The organism is Halapricum desulfuricans (genome assembly GCF_017094525.1).
In the GTDB taxonomy this organism is placed as follows: domain Archaea; phylum Halobacteriota; class Halobacteria; order Halobacteriales; family Haloarculaceae; genus Halapricum; species Halapricum desulfuricans.
Genome location: NZ_CP064788.1, coordinates 1,492,077 through 1,508,511 on the forward strand (window position 1 = coordinate 1,492,077; position 16,435 = coordinate 1,508,511).

The window sequence follows — 16,435 nt, forward strand, 5'->3', positions numbered from 1 at the left end:
TTCGCCATCCGGTTGCGAGACGCCGAGCAATCTGACTGCTTCAGAACTGGTAGCGACGGTCGTCAGGGTCGCCCTGTGGGCCGTTGCCCACGCCGGCCGTCCCGCCAGTCATCTCGTCGAATGTCATACCGGAGAGATATTCGTCGTAGGTAACGTCGTACTGATCGCGGAGCTGGAAATCGAGTCGGCCCGTATCGACCTGCTGCTGGAAGAACGCGTGGACGGCCCGCCGGACGAGTTCGTCGGGATCGGTCGGCCCCAGCGCGGCGGTCAGCATCGCGAGTTCCGTTCGAGTCTCCCGATCGAGAGTGACGTCGATCGAATCGCCGAGTTCGCCTGCCGTGTCGGTCACGTCCGCGTCGAGGTCGTCGAGACTCATACCGGGTGATACGCCGCGACCGGGAAACGCCTTTCGACGACGGACGACGGTGTCCGACGGTCCGGCCGGTACTTATACGTGCTCGGGAGATGTACTCTGGACGGCATGGAGTACACGACACTCGGAGCGACCGGCACGCGCGTCTCGCAACTGTGTTTCGGCACGTGGCGGTTCGGACGGGAGACCGGCGGCGTCGTCGAGACCGGCCGCGAGCAGGCACACGAGTTGCTCGATGCGGCCAGAGATCACGGGATCAACTTCATCGACACGGCCAACGTCTACGGGACGCCACACGGTACGAGCGAGGAATACGTCGGCGAGTGGCTGGCCAGCCACGACCGGGAGGACTTCGTCGTCGCCTCGAAGGTCTACTTCCCCTTCGACGGCTGGGGCGAACCCGGACCGAACGACCGGGGGCTGGGACGCAAGCACATCCGCGCCCAGATCGAGGGGACGCTCGAACGGCTCGACACCGACTATCTCGATCTGTACTACATCCACCGCTGGGACGAACAGACGCCGATCGAGGAGACGCTCCGGACACTGAACGACCTCGTCCGGGCGGGGAAGGTCAACTACCTCGGCGCGTCGACGATGGCGTCCTGGCAGCTGACGAAAGCGCTCTGGAAGAGCGACGTCGAGGACCTCGCCCGGTTCGACGTAGCCCAGCCGCTCTTTCACGCGGGGTATCGCGACGACGTCAAGGACTATCTCGACGTCTGTGCCGATCAGGAGCTGGCAGTCTGTCCGTACTCGCCGCTCGCGGGCGGGTTCCTGACCGGCAAGTACGAGCGCGTCGACGAGGACGACCCCACGGCGTTCGAGGGGCCGGAGGGCGCCCGCGGAAGTCTCGACGATCGGTTCGACGACTACTACCTCTCGGAACGGGGCTGGCACGTCCTGGATGAGATCCGTGCGATCGCGGACGAACTCCACGCGACTCCCGCGCAGGTGGCGTTGCGCTGGTTGATCGAGCAGCCCGACTTCACGACGGTCCCGATCGTCGGGGCGCGGACGACAGAGCAGCTCGAGGAGAACGTCGGCGCGGTCGACATCTCGCTGTCCGACGAGCAGTTCAACCGCATCGTCGACGCGAGATACGCCGACGAAGGCAAACGCTGGGGACACCGGTGACAGCGACACCGTGAACGAGACGATAAACTGACACATTCGCGATACGGTGAACCGACGCCGATCCCGGACCAGTCGCTGTGGCGGCAATCAGAAGATCTCGTCGGGGTCAGCCTCGGTCCGGTCGCGCCGCGAGACCAGCAGGTCGTCGAGCGCTTCGCTCAGTTGCGTCTCGTTGGGGAGCGCGTGGATCTCGCAGTCGAACGCGACCGAGTCGGTTGTGATCCGCGACTCGATCGTGTACGCGTGCGTCTGGAACGGACCGAGCTGTTCGGTGACCAGTTCGATCAGCGTCATCTCCATGTCGTCGCTGAACTCCGGCGGCGTGTGATCGACGGCGGTCTGCAGGACGTTAGCCCACCCGTCGATGAACCCCGAGGCCATGTTGTTGCCCAGCTCCTCGAGCGCGCTTCTGTGCATCTGCGTGAGTCCGTCCCCGTCCGGGTCAGTCGGGAGCATCTCCTCGGCGACGCGACGGGCCGACTCGTCGGGGAACATGATCGCCAGGTGACCGCTTGGCTTGCCCTCGAACTCCAGGGTCGTCCCCACGTAGGAGTCGGCGTCCAGACTCGTCGAGATGTCGTCGATCGGTGTGAAGTTAATCCCCGCGATTTCGGTGTCAGTCTCAATCCCGGTAAACGCCGTCACCCGCTCGGCGGCAGCTCTCGTCCCGGCTCTGGTCAGATCGCTGAAAACCGAGAGCTTGTCCAGCGACAGCGGCGTCGACGTGCCGTCGTCGCTCTCGAAGAGGCCGCTGTCGCTCTCTCCAAACGAGGTGTCACCGCCGTCGGAAGTAGCATCGTCGCCGATCTCGACACGCTCGTTGCCCTCCTTCGACAGCAGTGTCTCCAGCGACGCCGCGTCGGGTACGAGGTACAACTTCACCCGTCCCGGACGACCGACGACGTCGATGCTGCCCTGAAACAGCGGCGTACTCTCGGCGTCGTCGCTGATCGAATCGAAGCCGAAATCGTGTACGGCCGGATCAGGTACGTACGTTACCGTCTCGACTCTCAGATCGCCGCCGACGTACGATTCCCACTCGTCGACGAACGCGTCGAACAACTCGCTAGCCAGTCCGTCGACTCCCTCCTCATCGCTGCGGCTCCGCACCAGCGACCGCACTCCCTCGTCGAACGTCAGAAGCGCCGTCCCGGAGAGCGGACCGGCGACATCGAACTTGAGACACTCCTCGTCGCCTGTCAGCAGCGCCGCGACCAGATCCTGCTGGCTGGTAATCCGGATCCGGCTCGCGCCGATCGTCGTCTCGACACCGATCGTGTCCGAGAACTGCTTTCCCGCCCGCTCGGCTCCGTCTCGCGTCCTGAGATTGAGCTGCTCGAGGGAGTCGGCGTCTACTTGCATGTGCTCACCTCCAGTGGTCCGGACGTCCCTGCTGGCCGCTTGCAGGTCTGTGTGTCCATCACGCGAGAGACTCGACTACGGCCGTTAAGGTCTTGGGGAGCAGTTCTCAATCGTGGTAATCGAAGGTCTGCTAGTGGTCGCTCGGAATTTGCGGCGGTTCGGCGTTCCGAGTGAGAGACGTTCGACCTACGAGGGCACGACGGTGATCCGCTTGCCCCGGTCGACCGCCTGCTCCAGCTCGTCGGCGATCGCACTGCCGCGGGAGACCTGAATCTCGCCGCCGCGGGAGACCGTCGCTGTGAAGAGGTACTCCCCGTCGGCCTGTACTTCGACGGTCTCGCCCGTGTACTCGTGGGCCGGGACGATCACGTGCCGCGAGGTGATCTCCGGCGTGACGACGTCGCCTGTGGAGCTGGCCGGCTCGGCGCTGCCGCCCTCACTGCTCGACCCCGATTTCCCGCCGGGGCGCTCCTCGAAGGTGCGGACGTCGATGTCGATGCCCAGCCGGTTCTCGATGTCGGAGATCCGGCCGCCGCCCTTGCCGATCACGTGGCTGATGTCGTGCTGTTCGACCCAGACGACCGCGCGGTTCGACCCCTGCAGTTCGACCTCGACGTGGCCGTCCGCGACCGATCGGATCTCGCGCTGGATCTCCTGGCGGGCGATCCGATCGACGCCGCTCTCGTCTCCCTCACCTTCGTCCAGCGGCACCGTCACGACCTGCCGGTTGAACGTGTAGATCTCATACTCGGGGCGGCCCGTCTCGAAGTCCTGAATGGTGATAACCGGCCGCGCGAGGTCCTCTTCCATCAGCCCCTCCGGCACCTTGACTTCCGTCTGCACGTCGTAGACTTTCGCGATCTCGCCGGCCTCGATGTAGACGACGGTGTCGACGATCTGGGGGATCATCCCCAGCTCGACCCGTCCGACGAGCCGCTGGAGGGCGTCGATGGCTCGCGTCGCGTGGACGACGCCGATCATCCCCACACCCGCAAGACGCATGTCCGCGAAGACCTCGAAGTCGTCGGTCTTGCGGACCTCGTCGTAGATGGTGTAGTCCGGTCGGACCATCAACAGCGAGTCGGCGGTCTTGGCCATCTCCCCGCCCAGTGCCGTGTACTGGGTGATGTCCGCGCCGACCTGCAGGTCACGGGGTTTCTCCATGGTCTTGACCGCGTAGTCGTTGTCGGTCAGAAACTCCGCGACTGCCTGGGCGAACGTGGACTTGCCGGCCCCCGGCGACCCGGAGATGAGGACGCCGCGCTGGTGTTCGGCGAGCCGATCCCGAAGTTCGTCGGCGTACTCGTAGTCGTCCAGTTCGGTCTTGACAATCGGTCGGACCGCAGTGATCTCCAGCGCGTCAGCAAAGGGCGGTCGGGCGATTGCGATCCGGAACTCCCGGAACTGGACGATGCTCATCCCGGGTTCGTCGAGTTCGAGGAACCCGTCCGGACTGGCGCGGGCCCCCTCCTCGATCTCGTGGGCGTACTCTTTCAGTTCGGATTCGGTGGCCGGCTCGTCGCGGATCCGCTGGTAGTGCATGTCGCCGATGTCGCCGCGCTTTGCCTTCGGCGAGACGCCCACCTTGAGGTGGACCGACATCGTCGACTCATCGAAGAAGTTCTCGATCGAGAGTCGCTCGACGTCTCGGCCGTGAGGTTCGAGATAGATGACCTCCAGCCCCTTGGCACGAGCGACCTCGCTCTGGACGACGTCGCTGGTCAGCAGCGTCGCGTCGCGCTCGTCGGCGAGGTCGCGGATCAGCGCGTCGATTTCGCCCTCGCCGGCCTCGCGTTTCTCCACGGCGTCGGGACGCCGACCGACGTACTCGACCGCGATGTCGCCCTTGTCGTGAAGATCGGCCAGTTTCTGTAACTCCTCGAGGCCGTCCCAGCCCTGCTGGCGGCTGTCGTTGGCCTGTGACTCGAGCTCGCCGACGACCGCCTCCGGAACGACAATCGTCGCCCCCGCGAGGTCGCCGTCGGCGATCTGCTCGGACACGCGGCCGTCGATGACCACGCTCGTGTCCGGTACGATTTCCATACGCTAATTCGGCGACCGAGCCTGATAAACACGATGACTCCCCCTCTGCTCGCGGCCGCTCGGCCGCGAAGAGCTGCCTAAAGTCCGTACTGTCGCTTGCAGCGACTCTCGAACGCCCGGATGCGATCGAACTCGCGCGGGCTACCGACAGTCGTGCTGTCGAGGACCTCTCGGCTCCCGTTCCCGTAGACGCCGATGCCCTCGATGTAGACGCCCATCGCCCTGTCGGTCTGCTCGAACTCGATCGCCTGGATATCGGTGTCAGTCATCATCTGTGTGTGCCGATTCGAGCCACAAGTACCCTTCCCTGATACGCGCTTGGACAGCCTAAAGTATGGATACGCCTACTAGGGGCACGTGTTATCGTCACACATCTTTCTCGGCATCGCTACTCCTCGACACCAGTGGCTCGCAGGTACTCCTCCAGTAGCGTCGGGAACTGCCCGCCCCGGACGTACCTGAGCCCGAACCGATCGGCCCAGGAGATGATCCCCCGGTCCTCGGTCACGACGCCGGCCTCGAGTTCCTTCGCGAGCACGAGCAGGTCAAAGTCCTCCCGGGAGTCGAGCACGCCCTGTCGTAGCGCCTGGCGGTACTTGTCCCGGAGGTTCGAGAGCACGCGGTCTGCCTCGGTCATGTAGTCCTCGCTCGTCCCCAGCGTGTCGGGATCGAGTTGTTCGACTTCCCGGAGTGCTTCCTCGGAAACTCGGAGTCCACGGTCGACCCGGTCGCTCATCTCGTCGACGAACTGGTAGACGATGTCGGCGGGAATGTCGACCCCGTAGCGGTCGGGGCTCTTGCGGACGACCCACGTCTCCAGTCGGTGGAAGACTTCCTCACTCACGTCGCGTTCGCGCAGCATCGTCACGAGTTCATCGTGAATGGAGGGCGGCATGTGACAGGAGATGTTGAGTTCGAGCCGGGCCGTCGCGATCAGATCGAGCAGCCTGAGGATGGCGTCCTCCAGCGTCTCCTCGGGCTCTCGGATCTCGTCGGTGATGAACAGCGACGTGTCGAGCACGAACTGCTGTCGCCGTAGTTCCGCGGGCATGCCCGGACGTTGTACGTCGATGCCCATAGAACCACCCCCGTCGCTTTTGTCCGAATCCGGCGTAGATGCGGGTATGGACAGGGACGCCTGGCACGAGCGACTCGAGACGAGCGCCGACAGCCCGTCGGAACTGTTCGAACACTTCCAGACCCGCACTGATCAGCGGCTCGAGTACCAGTACCTGCCCGACGCCAGGCACGGTCTCGAGCGCGGGACGGTCCTCGTCGAGACGACCGGCGAGGTCGTCCGGGGCTATCCCAGCGTTCCGCGCGTGCTCGTGCTCAATCCCGGCGTCCGGAACTACTTCGAGAGCGACCGAATCACGCTCGAAGAGAAGCTCAACGGCTTCAACGTCCGCGTCGCCGACGTCGACGGCACGACGGCGTTCACCCGCAGCGGCTACGTCTGTCCCTACACGACCGCACGGGCTCGCGAACTACTGGATCCGGCGGATTTCTTCGCGGACCACCCCGGAAAGATGCTCTGTGCGGAACTGGTCGGCCCGGAGAACCCCTACACGGTACACGACTACGAGGGGATCGAGACGAACGCCTTCCGGGTGTTCGACATCCGCGATCGGCAGACCGGTCGGCCGGTGGCGCCCGATCGACGGCGGGAGCTGTGCGAGGCGTACGGGTTCGAACAGCCCCCGACGTTCGGCTGGCACGACACCGACGACGCCGCCGGGGCCGTGCGCGACGCTATCGAGCAACTCGACGCCGAAGGGCGGGAAGGCGTCGTGATGAAATCGGACGACGGACAGTCGATACTGAAGTACACGACCGAGGCGACCCACCACCAGGAGCTGGGTCACGCGTTCTCGCTGCCGTTCGATTACGGTCGGGACTTCCTGTTCTCGCGGCTGCTCCGGGAGGCCTTCCAGACGGTCGAGTTCGAGGAATCGCCCGAGCGGCGGCGCGAGCGGGCGCGCGACATCGGGGAGTCGATCCTTCTGCCGATGGCCGAGACGATCGAAGCCGTCGCCGACGGCGAGACGGTCGGCGAGCGACACACGGTCCGGGGCGATCCCGCAACGATCGACGCGCTACTCGCCCACCTCCGGGAGTTTCAGCTGACGCTCGACGTGGAGTCCGACCGCCGCCTCGACGGCGAGCGCGTCGTCACCTTCACCAAAGTCGCCGCCTCGACCAACGACCGGATCGAGCACTACCTCGACGGCGGGATTGTCGACGAGTGACGCCCAGTCACTCGATTTCCAGTTCCCCGCCGGGTTCTCCCTCGCCCTCGGCGTTCTCGGGCCACTCGAGTTCGAACTCGACGCTCAGTTCCTTCGGGCCGTCGGTCGCCCCTTCGCGTTCGGCTTTGACTTCGAAGGTCGGACGCGCAGGCGGGCTCAACGTTACGGATTCGCTCCCCGCTTTGAGCGTGATGTCCGTTCCCTGCTCCAGGTTGTCCGCGACGGTTCGGAGGAACGACGCGATCTCATCCCCGCTCTGTCGGTTCTCGGATTTGAATAGCACTTCTTCGGGCATACACGACAGATACGGTCTGTGCGTTGATAACTGTACGTGTCGCCGACTCGCTGGTGGCCAATATACCCGTTAGCGGCAAGCACATGTGGCTGTGGCCGAATAGGACGTATGCGAACGACAACCGTTCTCGTGATTGGCGGCGGTGCAACCGGCGTCGGAATCGCCCGCGACCTTGCGCTTCGGGGCGTCGACGTGACGCTCGTCGAGCGCGACGGTCTCGGAAGCGGCACCTCCGGGCGCTCGCATGGACTGTTACACAGCGGCGCGCGCTACGCGGAGTCCGACCAGATCGGTGCCGAGGAATGTATCGTCGAGAGCCGGATTCTCAAAGACATCGCGGGCGAGTGCATCCGCGATACCGGCGGCCTGTTCGTCCAGCTCGCCGGGGACGATCCCGAGTACTTCGAGCGAAAGCGAGACGCCTGCGAAGACGTGGGGATCCCGACCGAGACGCTCGACGCCGAGGCCGTCCGCGAGCGCGTCCCCGAGATCGCCCCGGATGTCGAGCGGGCGATGGAGGTGCCCGACGCTGTCATCTACCCCTCCCGGCTCGTCGCCGCGAACGCGGCCGACGCCCGGGATCACGGCGCGACGATTCACACGCACGCACCAGTCGAAGACGTCACCGTCGAAGACGGACAGGTTCAGCACGTCACGGTCGGCGGGAGCGTCGACGACCGGATCGAGGCCGAGTACGTCGTCAACGCGACCGGGGCCTGGGCCGAGCAACTCGCCGAGATGGCGGGCCTCGACGTCGGGATGAAGCCGACCCGCGGCGTGATGCTGTCGGTCGAATACGACGGACTCGGACCGGTGTTGAACCGCGCCCGGGATCCGGACGACGGTGACATCGTCGTCCCGCACGAGGGGGAAGTCGTCCTGGGGACCACCAGCGTCGAAGTCGAGAATCCGGACGAGTACCCGCAGGCGGACTGGGAGGTCGAGCGGACGGTCGAGGAGTGTGCGGCGATGCTGCCGCCGGTCGCGGACGCGCCGACAGTCCGTACTTGGTGGGGCGTGCGCCCGCTGTACGCGCCCGACGAGGACGAGCGCGGCGGACGGGGGATCTCGCGCGGCTTCTTCCGGCTCGATCACGCCGAAGACGGCATCGAGAACGCGGTCAGCGTCGTCGGCGGGAAGTTGACCACCTACCGGCAGATGGCCGAATCGACGGCGGACCTCGTCTGTGACCGACTCGGCGTCGAGGCCGAGTCCGTGACGGCCGACCGGCGGCTGCCCGGCGCTGACGACCCCGACCGGCTCGACGCGTTCGTCGCGGAGTTCGACGCGCAGGGCGAGACCGACGCGGGCGTGGTCTCACCGCCGGCGAACTCCGGAAGCGACTGATACTGGTGGCTACACGTTCGTGACGATATCTGGCACGACGGCGTGCCAGATCATTTCGAGATGGTATAGCTACCAGTATGGCTTCCCCTTTCGGAGCGCCCGCCGAGAACCGATCGCGGTCGCGGGTCGTCACTCCTCGGCGGCCTGCTCGCAGATACTTTGCCAGCGGTCGCGTTTCTCAAGGCGCTCCTGGAGTTGCTCTGCGTACTCCTCGGCGAGCGATTCGGCCTCACGCTGGCGCTCCCCGCCACCGGAGCCGCCACCGGAGAGCAGACTTGCGAGTTTGCTCAGCAGTCCCCCGCCGCCTGCAGTACCGCCCGTACCGCCCGCGGCACCACCCATGCTGCCCCCGTCCATCTGTTCGATCTGGCCCATGACGCTCGGGAGACTGTTCGTGTCCGCGATCAGCTGTGCCGTCTCCGGGTCGGACGGGGTTTCGATGTCGAACTCGACGGCCGTCATCACCAGCCCCCACTGCTGGCGGGAGAACGACGACGACTGGACCCGGTCCTCGAACTCCTGGTCGACGCGCATCCGCTCGGCGGCGAGCATGTCTCGCCAGCTGTTGTCGCTCATGCGTGGGTGTTCGTCCCCTGCCCCGATGAACGTTTCCCGACCGGTTTTGTCGCCTGTCTCGGGTTTGAAAATACCGGGCGATTATTTGTGTTTGTGTACACATACACAAACTATGGGGACCAAGACGATCGGTCTCAGAGAAGACGTATATGAACGGCTAAAGGCCCGGAAACGAGAAGACGAGAGCTTTACAGACCTCATGGACCGGCTCCTGGACCAAACGACTACCGACTGGCGTGAGGGGTTCGGCACACTGGCTGCGGAAGACGCCGACGAACTCGAAGCGATCGCTGCGGATTCACGCGACAGAACGAGCAAGGGATTATCCGCGCGACAACAGGAGGCGCTCAGTGAGATGACGAAACGCGGGGCTGACGATGAAACTGCTTGATACGACGTTTCTCATCCACTACTGGGCGGGACGAGAAGCGGTCGCGGACTACCTCGAACAACACGACGAATCGGAGTTCGTGACGACGACCCTGAATATCAAAGAGATCGCCGTCGGACGAGTGATGCAAGAGCGGCTCAATCCACATGAAATCCGGTCAATATTCGGGTGGACGACTACCATTCCGTTTCGATCCGAACACGCCTTTGCTGCCGGAGAACTGGAGGCGGAGCTTCGTCGGAACACGGACCTCAATCGGGACAAAATAAATTCCCTCGCAGGGGATCTGTTGATTGGGGCCGTCGCCAGAGTGGAAGGCGCAACGATCGTCACACGGAACACGGACGACTTCCGGCTGCTCGATGGCGTGGCTGTCGACACCTATTGAGATCACGGGGACGAGCGCAACCGATCGGAGCAAGTTCGTCTCCGAGTGGATCGACAGATGGACAAAGCGGGTGACTCAGCACTTGATCCAGAGCGGTTCACGCGAATCCCCATCAGAAGAGACTTACAGAAATCACTCCAAAATCCATCTACGCATGCAAACGATCGGATTCATCGGACTGGGCGCGATGGGAGCGCCGATGGCTTGGAACCTCGAGGAGGCCGGCTACGACCTGCTCGTGTACAACCGCAGCGACGGCCCGACGGAGCCGTTCGCCGAGGCCGGTATCGAGGTCGCAGACTCGCCTCGGGCGGTCGGCCAACAGGCCGATATCGTCGTGACGATGGTCACCGACGACGAGGCGCTGGCGGCCGTGCTGGACAGCGAGACGGGACTGCTCGCCGGTCTCGGATCGGGGACGACCGTCGTCCAGATGAGCACGGTCACGCCCGAAGCCACCGAGGCGGCCGCCCAGACCGTCCGCGCGCAGAACGCCCGGTTCGTCGACGCACCGGTCTCGGGCACGGTCGGCCCGGCCGAGGAGGGGGCGCTGACGGTTCTCGCCGGCGGTGACGACGACGTCATCGACGACGTCGAGGGGGTCCTGGCCGCGATGGGGGAGCCGATCGTCCGGTGTGGCGAGGCCGGCGACGGCGCGCGAATGAAGCTGTTCGTCAACCTCCTGCTGGGCGATATGATGGGCGCGTACGCCGAAGCGCTGACTTTCGGGGCCGCACAGGGGCTGGATCTGGAAGCGATGCAGCAGGTCGTCGAGGCCGGCGCGGTGGACTCGCCGCTGTTCGAGATCAAGGGCGACCTCATCGCCGATCGGGACTTCGAGCCCCGATTCCCGGTCGACCTGCAGTTCAAGGACCTGCGGTACGCCAACGAGGTGGGCAACGAGATCGGCGTCCAGCTGCCCCAGACCGCTGCCGCGCGCGAGTCGTTCAGTGCCGCCAGCGCGATGGGGCACGGCGACGAGGACATGACGGCCGTGATCAAGTACCTCGAATCGATCGCCGGCGTGACCGTCGAGCGGTAAGCTTACCCGGATCGACTGTTCGCCGGAACAGCCGCCCAATCTCCCGCTATCGCGGCTGCGATCCACCGCTCGTCGCTGCCGGTCCGCCGTTCGACGAGCCCGACGAATCGCTCGACGGTGACTGGTTCGTCCTCGGCGTTTATCGCCCGGAAGACGTCGACCAGCGCGTGCTCGCCGCCGGTTTCGGCACGGATCTCGGCGTCGACGGCCGCCAGCAGCTGAGCGCCGGCGTGATAGTGGTCAGTCGTCCCCGCCCAGGTCGTCCGGTTCGCGAGGACGACGCGTTCGTCCCCGGGCGATGCGGCGAGTTCCGCCCGGAGGTCGGCTGCTGTCACACCCTCGTATTGCTCCTGCATGAACCGGGCACTGAGATAGCGGGCGCTGGCCTCCCGGAACCACACCATGCCGTCGGCGGTCCGGAAGTCCTGACGCGCGTGGACGTACTCGTGGAGCCAGACGCTGTGGGCGTCGCCGTCCCAGAACGCCTCGACGGTCACGTATCCGCGGTCGTCGGAATACATGAGTCCCTCGTGTGGGAGTGCGTCGGGGACCGAGAGGAGTACGACGCTCCGATCGGCGTTCGGCGACAGCGGGTACGGGCCGGCGAAGGCCTCGATGAACCCGGCTTTGCGGGCCGGATCGACGTCCCGCCCCGCCGGAACGACGACGGACAGTTCCGTCCCGTCGATCGGAACCGTCGCCGTCTCGACCGCGCCGACCAGCGCCCACTCGCCGAATCCGACCACGCCGTTGCCGGGGTCGTCATCGACGGCACGCAGCACCGAGGGCAGCGACGACCGATCGACGATCGCCCAGCCGTGTTCGGGGCTGGCGAGGGCCGGATCGACGCCGGCGACCGTAAACTGATCGGACGCGCCGGAAGTGTCGGTGTAGGTGACTGTGACAGTCCCGGTGCCCGAGACCGACTCGACGGACGGGCCGTCGTCGGCACCGGCTGTTGCACCGGGATCGAGAACGACGACAGTGACGACCGCGCCCGCAAAGAGGACGACGAGCACGACACTCGCTGCCGAACCCGGGAGTTCCTGGAACCGACTGGGCATCTTCTGACCGTTTCGGGCTACGGGATGATAACTTTCGTCGGCCCGAAACCGTTTTGAGTATGAATATGATATGAATATGCATGGATCGAGCCGAAAAGCGCAAGGTCGGAGAGCGCGGGCAAGTCACGCTGCCCAAGGAACTTCGAGAGAAATTCGATATTCAGGGGGGAGACGAGGTACTCATCCACGAGGAAGACGGGAGAATCACCATCGAAAAGCCGGTCAGTCGGGAGGAACTGGCCGAAGGATATCGACGATACGCGACACGAGCAGCAACCCTCGAAGCGGAGCTGTCCGGCGTGTCCAGTGAAGCCAACCAGTACCTCGGTGACGCGCCGGACTGGTAACATGCGTGTTCGACGCGGGGATGTCGTCACCGTCGATCTCGATCCCGCAACGGGGTCAGAGCAACGGGGGACTCGTCCGTGTCTCGTCGTGCAAAACGACGTCGGGAACGACAACGCACCGACGACGATTATCGTCCCGTTCTCGACGTCGTTCGGTGACAGACTCTATCCGTTCGAGGTGCACGTCCCGGCGGACGAGTCCCCGCTCCATGAGGATTCGATCGCCCTCTGCAACCAGATCCGCACAGTCGCTGTCGAGGAACGCATCGCCGAGAATATCGGTCCCGTTCCGGACGCCCGGATGGCGGAGGTCGATACGGCACTCGAATACAGTCTCGGTCTGCGAGAACTGTGACTACCTGTTCTCGCGCCGCTCGGCCTTGTTCAAGCCGATAACTCACTACCCTGTTTCGTGTACGGTGCCGGTCTCTCGGGGAATGAGGTCACCGTTCCACCGGGCGGATAGGGTTCGCACTAGTTTTTTAAGTGTGCATGTAGTACTGTGTACTACGATGGCGACGAAAACGATTTCACTCGACGAGGAAGCCTACGAGCGGCTGAAAGCCCGAAAAATGGAGGGAGAAAGCTTCAGTGAGACCGTCAAGCGCCTTGCAGGAGAACGGTCGTGGAACGAGGTCGCAGGAATTCTCTCCGAGGACGAGGCGGCAGACCTCGAGGCAGCTATCGAGGACGGACGAACGAAGTCCAGCGAACGGAGTGATCGCCTCGCAGCGGCGTTAAACGAAACCGGAGACGACGAGACGTCGGAATGATTCAGGACACATCGTTCATCATCGACTTGCTCCGGGGCGACGAAAACACGAAACGACTTCTCAATATCGTCGAAAAAGAAGCGCGACCACAGAAACTGTCCTCCGTGACGGTTTTGGAACTCTACGAGGGCGTTGTTCGGTCTCAAACGCCGGAGACGAAGCGGGAGCGAGTTCTCGAGATACTGGAAACGAAGCACGTCGTGAACGCTGACCACATTGTGATGCGAAAAGCCGGAAAACTGTCCGGTGAGCTAATCGATGACGGCGAACGGATCGAGCGAGAAGACCGTATTATCGCTGCGACGGCGCTTCTCAACGACGAACCGGTTATCACGAGAAACGCGAAGCACTTCGGACGTATCGACGGCCTCGAAGTACGGTCGTACTAAATCCTCGAGCGAAGTTACCTGTTCTCGCGCTGTTCGACCTTGTTCAACTCGATCAGGAGTCGGAAGACGGCCTTGACCAAGTTGGCGTCGACGTCGAACTGCTCGGCGTTGTCGCCGGCGCGTTCCATCACGGCCTGTTCCTGCTGCTCGTCGGTCGTCGGCAGCCCCCTCTCGGATTTGACCTGTGCGATCGTGTCCGCGACGTAGGTTCGCTGGGCGATCTTCTCGACGATCTCGCGGTCGATCGTCTCGATCTCCTCGCGCAGTTCCTCGAGGCTCATCTCGTCCGGGTGCCTGCTGTCTGTGTCGTTGTCAGCCATGTTGATCCGTCCCGTTGGTCCCACATCTCTCGTACGTCCTCTAATGACTCCCGGTCCCCGACCGCGACGACGCTCGGGCCGGTCCCCGACAGCGAGACGCCCTCGACCAGGGGCATCGCCTCGACCATCGGGTCCGTCGAGAAGGAAAGCGCCGCGGAGAAGGCCAGTCCGTTGACCGTCATCGCACGGCCGTACGCGCCCTCGCGGGCCAGATCGAAGGCCAGTTCGGCCATCGGAGCGATTCGTTCGCAGCGCTGGACGTCCGCGTCGGCGCTGAACGACTGCTCGTCGGGCGTCCAGACGAGCACGTTCCAGTCGACGTCCTCTCGGGCGAGCAACTCGTCGGTCGTGTTGTCCGTGACGGTGACACCCCCGAGCATCGACGCCGAGGCGTCGTCGAACGCGCCGGTGACGGTGACTCCGACCTCCCGGGCGGCCATCACGCCCAGTCGAGCGGCGTCCTCGCGGGTCATCCGATCGGTCGCGTCGAGCGCGTCGAGCGTCGCCATGACGGTCGCGTTGGCGGCCGCCGAAGACGATTTCAGCCCCGAAGCCATCGGCACCTCGCTCTCGGTCTCGACGTGTGCACCCGAGGTCTCCGGGTCGCCGTGGGCGTCGAGGACGTACTCGACGCAGGTCTCGATCAGCCGCGTGTCGGCGTCGGGGTCTTCCGCCACCGCTCCGGTCACATCCTCGGTATCGTCAAGCAGTTCCACTGTCGCGGTCGTGTATGCGTCGATAGCGAACGCCGAGCCCTTGCCGGTCGCGAGCGCGTTGAGTACCGTCCCGGCTGCCGGTGCCCGTGCCTGACCCTGCATGGTCGTCGGTGGGTTCGAACCGGATATATGGGTGGTGGTTCGCAACGGGAAGGAAATACGGAGTGTGGCTGGACCGTAATGCGAGGTCTAGTCTTCGAGTTGGAAAGCGACGACCGCTTCGGCCTGATACTCGCGGTCTTCCGCGCTTGCGACCTCGACCCCGAACTCTTCGACTTCGACCCAGTGGATGTTCTCGAGTGTCGCTTCGGCGCGCTCGATAGCGTCGTCGACCGCGTCCTCGAAACTCTCTGTGCTCGTCCCGATCAGCGTGATTTTCTTGAAGACCATTGTGGTCACCTGCTGGCACGACTCCCGAGCGGGCCGCGTGCCACCGAATAATTGTCACGGAAAACAAATATAGTTACCGACCGCCACAGTCTTGCCCGCCGAACCCCGAGAGACGGGTATGCGGTACGAGGATCAGGGACTGCGCGAGCCGTCCGAGGGGCCGTGGGTCAGTTCCGGCCCGGGGGACGGTTCGCTACCGAGGACCGAGGCCGTCAAAGACGAGCGCGTCCGCCGGTGGGACGTTGCGACGCCGAGCGCGACGCTGATCGGCCGAGCAAAGGGTCCGGACGAGGACATCCCCGAGCGCCTGCGCCGGCTCCACGAGGAGCGTCACCCGGCGATGGCCGGCCACAGCGAGCGCATGCACCGGCTGGACAAGATTCGGATCGCGCACGCGATCTGTTCGCGACTCGATCTGACGCCCTGGGAGCGCGATCGTGTGCTCGGGCTGATGGCCGATCTCGATCTCACGGCGTTCGGCAGCCAGCGCGCCGTCCCCACGGTCACGCTCGTCGTCGTCAGCCACGTCGTCGATCGCGAGCGACAGCGCCAGCTCGGCCTGCACGACGACGAGCGACTGGCAGCGCTGTCGGCCGACAGCATGGAACGGCTGTACGAACTGTACGACCCGATCACCGACGACGACACCTACCGACAGTTACTCGATCAGCAAGAGGTGACGACGACGAACATCAATCGCCTCAAGCGCGTGCTCGAGACGCAGATCGAGGAGCAGGGGCTCGACGGGGCGGTGCTGGGCCGGTCGCCGTTCCGCGATCCGAACCTCCCGCCGGTCACTGACGACCGCGAGCGCTCCGAGCAGCCAGAGGACGCCTGATCCAGGGCGCCACTGCTGGTAATGGCCGGCTCGATCGGTTACACGCCTCATCCCGGAGATGACGCCAGCAGAGTTATTCGATCCCAGCCCGTACTTTGCCTATAATGACAGTGGATACACAAGAATTGGTCGAGGCAGTAAAGAGAGGGGAGATGACCGACGCCGGGGGAATGACGACCACACAGGACGTTGCTGACGTGGTCTCAGATGCGTACGAGACGGTAGCCGAGAAGTTGCGTGCCCTCGAGCGCGACGGTGTTATCGAGAGTAAACTGTTCGGAAACGAGCGGGTCTGGGTCGTCCCCGAAGACACTGACACTCCTGACGTGGCGTCAGACGAGACTCCTATCCCAACAGACACCCGGGCCCCACCAGACGTGTGACAGCGGCGA

The 16,435-nt window shown here is 64.4% G+C and carries 23 protein-coding genes; 12 read left to right on the forward strand and 11 right to left on the reverse strand.

Annotated features, from left to right (window positions below; genetic code table 11):
* Window positions 1-40: 40 nt before the first annotated feature.
* The gene (locus HSR122_RS07690) at window positions 41-379 is read right to left on the reverse strand and encodes a hypothetical protein (RefSeq protein WP_229108999.1); all 339 of its coding nucleotides are present in this window, start codon (window positions 377-379) and stop codon (window positions 41-43) included.
* A 105-nt stretch (window positions 380-484) separates the two neighbouring features.
* Between HSR122_RS07690 and HSR122_RS07695 the strand changes: the two genes are divergently transcribed.
* Window positions 485-1,513, forward strand: a complete 1,029-nt coding sequence (locus tag HSR122_RS07695) for an aldo/keto reductase (RefSeq protein WP_229109000.1) — start codon at window positions 485-487, stop codon at window positions 1,511-1,513.
* Between the two features lie 87 nt (window positions 1,514-1,600).
* Here HSR122_RS07695 and HSR122_RS07700 read toward each other — a convergent pair whose 3' ends face one another.
* The 4 genes from HSR122_RS07700 to HSR122_RS07715 form a co-directional block, all read right to left on the reverse strand.
* Entirely contained in the window at window positions 1,601-2,875 is a 1,275-nt protein-coding gene (locus HSR122_RS07700; protein WP_229109001.1) for a chemotaxis protein CheC, read from the reverse strand.
* A gap of 186 nt (window positions 2,876-3,061) precedes the next feature.
* On the reverse strand, window positions 3,062-4,918 hold the full coding sequence (locus HSR122_RS07705; protein ID WP_229109002.1) for a PINc/VapC family ATPase: 1,857 nt from the start codon (window positions 4,916-4,918) through the stop codon (window positions 3,062-3,064).
* Window positions 4,919-4,995: 77 nt separating this feature from the next.
* On the reverse strand, window positions 4,996-5,187 hold the full coding sequence (locus HSR122_RS07710) for a hypothetical protein (protein ID WP_229109003.1): 192 nt from the start codon (window positions 5,185-5,187) through the stop codon (window positions 4,996-4,998).
* Window positions 5,188-5,306: 119 nt separating this feature from the next.
* Window positions 5,307-5,969 (reverse strand): RNA ligase partner protein, encoded by a 663-nt coding sequence (locus tag HSR122_RS07715; protein ID WP_394355559.1) that lies wholly within the window; start codon window positions 5,967-5,969, stop codon window positions 5,307-5,309.
* A 73-nt stretch (window positions 5,970-6,042) separates the two neighbouring features.
* Here HSR122_RS07715 and HSR122_RS07720 point away from each other — a divergent pair, with 73 nt between their 5' ends.
* Window positions 6,043-7,167: an RNA ligase gene (locus tag HSR122_RS07720; RefSeq protein WP_229109005.1), complete on the forward strand. Its 1,125-nt coding sequence runs from the start codon at window positions 6,043-6,045 to the stop codon at window positions 7,165-7,167.
* Between the two features lie 7 nt (window positions 7,168-7,174).
* On the opposite strand, the gene HSR122_RS07725 is transcribed toward HSR122_RS07720, so the two are convergent.
* Window positions 7,175-7,462, reverse strand: coding sequence for an amphi-Trp domain-containing protein (locus HSR122_RS07725; RefSeq protein ID WP_229109006.1), 288 nt, complete (start codon window positions 7,460-7,462; stop codon window positions 7,175-7,177).
* Window positions 7,463-7,570: 108 nt separating this feature from the next.
* On the opposite strand from HSR122_RS07725, the gene HSR122_RS07730 reads away from it, so the two are divergent.
* On the forward strand, window positions 7,571-8,809 hold the full coding sequence (locus tag HSR122_RS07730; protein WP_229109007.1) for an FAD-dependent oxidoreductase: 1,239 nt from the start codon (window positions 7,571-7,573) through the stop codon (window positions 8,807-8,809).
* 129 nt (window positions 8,810-8,938) lie between these two features.
* Here the strand turns inward: HSR122_RS07730 and HSR122_RS07735 are convergent, their stop codons facing one another.
* Window positions 8,939-9,385, reverse strand: a complete 447-nt coding sequence (locus HSR122_RS07735; RefSeq protein ID WP_229109008.1) for a DUF5799 family protein — start codon at window positions 9,383-9,385, stop codon at window positions 8,939-8,941.
* Window positions 9,386-9,497: 112 nt separating this feature from the next.
* On the opposite strand from HSR122_RS07735, the gene HSR122_RS07740 reads away from it, so the two are divergent.
* From HSR122_RS07740 to HSR122_RS07750, 3 genes are read left to right on the forward strand one after another with little or no spacing between them, the layout of a single operon-like run.
* Window positions 9,498-9,776, forward strand: a complete 279-nt coding sequence (locus HSR122_RS07740) for an antitoxin VapB family protein (protein WP_229109009.1) — start codon at window positions 9,498-9,500, stop codon at window positions 9,774-9,776.
* On the forward strand, window positions 9,763-10,164 hold the full coding sequence (locus tag HSR122_RS07745) for a type II toxin-antitoxin system VapC family toxin (protein WP_229109010.1): 402 nt from the start codon (window positions 9,763-9,765) through the stop codon (window positions 10,162-10,164). The genes HSR122_RS07740 and HSR122_RS07745 overlap by 14 nt, the downstream gene beginning before the upstream one ends.
* The gene (locus tag HSR122_RS07750; protein WP_267491197.1) at window positions 10,139-11,206 is read left to right on the forward strand and encodes an NAD(P)-dependent oxidoreductase; all 1,068 of its coding nucleotides are present in this window, start codon (window positions 10,139-10,141) and stop codon (window positions 11,204-11,206) included. The genes HSR122_RS07745 and HSR122_RS07750 overlap by 26 nt, the downstream gene beginning before the upstream one ends.
* A 2-nt stretch (window positions 11,207-11,208) precedes the next feature.
* Here HSR122_RS07750 and HSR122_RS07755 read toward each other — a convergent pair whose 3' ends face one another.
* A complete protein-coding gene (locus HSR122_RS07755) occupies window positions 11,209-12,270 on the reverse strand; it encodes a hypothetical protein (protein WP_229109012.1) in 1,062 nt (353 codons plus the stop codon).
* An 80-nt stretch (window positions 12,271-12,350) separates the two neighbouring features.
* Between HSR122_RS07755 and HSR122_RS07760 the strand changes: the two genes are divergently transcribed.
* From HSR122_RS07760 to HSR122_RS07775, 4 genes are all read left to right on the forward strand, one after another.
* Window positions 12,351-12,617, forward strand: coding sequence for an AbrB/MazE/SpoVT family DNA-binding domain-containing protein (locus HSR122_RS07760; RefSeq protein WP_229109013.1), 267 nt, complete (start codon window positions 12,351-12,353; stop codon window positions 12,615-12,617).
* Between the two features lies 1 nt (window position 12,618).
* Complete coding sequence (locus HSR122_RS07765) at window positions 12,619-12,972, forward strand: type II toxin-antitoxin system PemK/MazF family toxin (protein WP_229109014.1); 354 nt, start codon at window positions 12,619-12,621, stop codon at window positions 12,970-12,972.
* A gap of 157 nt (window positions 12,973-13,129) precedes the next feature.
* Window positions 13,130-13,390, forward strand: a complete 261-nt coding sequence (locus HSR122_RS07770) for an antitoxin VapB family protein (RefSeq protein WP_229109015.1) — start codon at window positions 13,130-13,132, stop codon at window positions 13,388-13,390.
* Complete coding sequence (locus HSR122_RS07775) at window positions 13,387-13,779, forward strand: type II toxin-antitoxin system VapC family toxin (protein WP_229109016.1); 393 nt, start codon at window positions 13,387-13,389, stop codon at window positions 13,777-13,779. Before HSR122_RS07770 ends, HSR122_RS07775 begins: the two co-directional genes overlap by 4 nt.
* A 14-nt stretch (window positions 13,780-13,793) precedes the next feature.
* Here HSR122_RS07775 and HSR122_RS07780 read toward each other — a convergent pair whose 3' ends face one another.
* The 3 genes from HSR122_RS07780 to HSR122_RS07790 form a co-directional block, all read right to left on the reverse strand.
* Window positions 13,794-14,099, reverse strand: coding sequence for a chorismate mutase (locus HSR122_RS07780; RefSeq protein WP_229109017.1), 306 nt, complete (start codon window positions 14,097-14,099; stop codon window positions 13,794-13,796).
* Window positions 14,057-14,917 (reverse strand): shikimate kinase, encoded by an 861-nt coding sequence (locus tag HSR122_RS07785; protein ID WP_229109018.1) that lies wholly within the window; start codon window positions 14,915-14,917, stop codon window positions 14,057-14,059. The genes HSR122_RS07780 and HSR122_RS07785 overlap by 43 nt, the downstream gene beginning before the upstream one ends.
* An 87-nt stretch (window positions 14,918-15,004) precedes the next feature.
* A complete protein-coding gene (locus HSR122_RS07790) occupies window positions 15,005-15,205 on the reverse strand; it encodes a dodecin (protein WP_229109019.1) in 201 nt (66 codons plus the stop codon).
* A gap of 118 nt (window positions 15,206-15,323) precedes the next feature.
* On the opposite strand from HSR122_RS07790, the gene HSR122_RS07795 reads away from it, so the two are divergent.
* A complete protein-coding gene (locus tag HSR122_RS07795) occupies window positions 15,324-16,043 on the forward strand; it encodes a DNA-directed RNA polymerase subunit epsilon (protein ID WP_229109020.1) in 720 nt (239 codons plus the stop codon).
* Between the two features lie 104 nt (window positions 16,044-16,147).
* Window positions 16,148-16,426, forward strand: a complete 279-nt coding sequence (locus HSR122_RS07800; protein ID WP_229109021.1) for a hypothetical protein — start codon at window positions 16,148-16,150, stop codon at window positions 16,424-16,426.
* Window positions 16,427-16,435 lie beyond the last annotated feature (9 nt).

Coding starts and splice junctions, on each gene's coding strand:
- HSR122_RS07800 (WP_229109021.1), top strand. CDS start 16,148: ATGACAGTGGATACACAAGAATTGGTCGAGGCAGTAAAGAGAGGGGAG.
- HSR122_RS07775 (WP_229109016.1), top strand. CDS start 13,387: ATGATTCAGGACACATCGTTCATCATCGACTTGCTCCGGGGCGACGAA.
- HSR122_RS07770 (WP_229109015.1), top strand. CDS start 13,130: ATGGCGACGAAAACGATTTCACTCGACGAGGAAGCCTACGAGCGGCTG.
- HSR122_RS07760 (WP_229109013.1), top strand. CDS start 12,351: ATGGATCGAGCCGAAAAGCGCAAGGTCGGAGAGCGCGGGCAAGTCACG.
- HSR122_RS07790 (WP_229109019.1), bottom strand. CDS start 15,205: ATGGTCTTCAAGAAAATCACGCTGATCGGGACGAGCACAGAGAGTTTC.
- HSR122_RS07785 (WP_229109018.1), bottom strand. CDS start 14,917: ATGCAGGGTCAGGCACGGGCACCGGCAGCCGGGACGGTACTCAACGCG.
- HSR122_RS07690 (WP_229108999.1), bottom strand. CDS start 379: ATGAGTCTCGACGACCTCGACGCGGACGTGACCGACACGGCAGGCGAA.
- HSR122_RS07720 (WP_229109005.1), top strand. CDS start 6,043: ATGGACAGGGACGCCTGGCACGAGCGACTCGAGACGAGCGCCGACAGC.
- HSR122_RS07750 (WP_267491197.1), top strand. CDS start 10,139: ATGGCGTGGCTGTCGACACCTATTGAGATCACGGGGACGAGCGCAACC.
- HSR122_RS07700 (WP_229109001.1), bottom strand. CDS start 2,875: ATGCAAGTAGACGCCGACTCCCTCGAGCAGCTCAATCTCAGGACGCGA.
- HSR122_RS07795 (WP_229109020.1), top strand. CDS start 15,324: ATGCGGTACGAGGATCAGGGACTGCGCGAGCCGTCCGAGGGGCCGTGG.
- HSR122_RS07725 (WP_229109006.1), bottom strand. CDS start 7,462: ATGCCCGAAGAAGTGCTATTCAAATCCGAGAACCGACAGAGCGGGGAT.
- HSR122_RS07715 (WP_394355559.1), bottom strand. CDS start 5,969: ATGCCCGCGGAACTACGGCGACAGCAGTTCGTGCTCGACACGTCGCTG.
- HSR122_RS07780 (WP_229109017.1), bottom strand. CDS start 14,099: ATGGCTGACAACGACACAGACAGCAGGCACCCGGACGAGATGAGCCTC.
- HSR122_RS07710 (WP_229109003.1), bottom strand. CDS start 5,187: ATGACTGACACCGATATCCAGGCGATCGAGTTCGAGCAGACCGACAGG.
- HSR122_RS07695 (WP_229109000.1), top strand. CDS start 485: ATGGAGTACACGACACTCGGAGCGACCGGCACGCGCGTCTCGCAACTG.
- HSR122_RS07730 (WP_229109007.1), top strand. CDS start 7,571: ATGCGAACGACAACCGTTCTCGTGATTGGCGGCGGTGCAACCGGCGTC.
- HSR122_RS07745 (WP_229109010.1), top strand. CDS start 9,763: ATGAAACTGCTTGATACGACGTTTCTCATCCACTACTGGGCGGGACGA.
- HSR122_RS07765 (WP_229109014.1), top strand. CDS start 12,619: ATGCGTGTTCGACGCGGGGATGTCGTCACCGTCGATCTCGATCCCGCA.
- HSR122_RS07705 (WP_229109002.1), bottom strand. CDS start 4,918: ATGGAAATCGTACCGGACACGAGCGTGGTCATCGACGGCCGCGTGTCC.
- HSR122_RS07735 (WP_229109008.1), bottom strand. CDS start 9,385: ATGAGCGACAACAGCTGGCGAGACATGCTCGCCGCCGAGCGGATGCGC.
- HSR122_RS07740 (WP_229109009.1), top strand. CDS start 9,498: ATGGGGACCAAGACGATCGGTCTCAGAGAAGACGTATATGAACGGCTA.
- HSR122_RS07755 (WP_229109012.1), bottom strand. CDS start 12,270: ATGCCCAGTCGGTTCCAGGAACTCCCGGGTTCGGCAGCGAGTGTCGTG.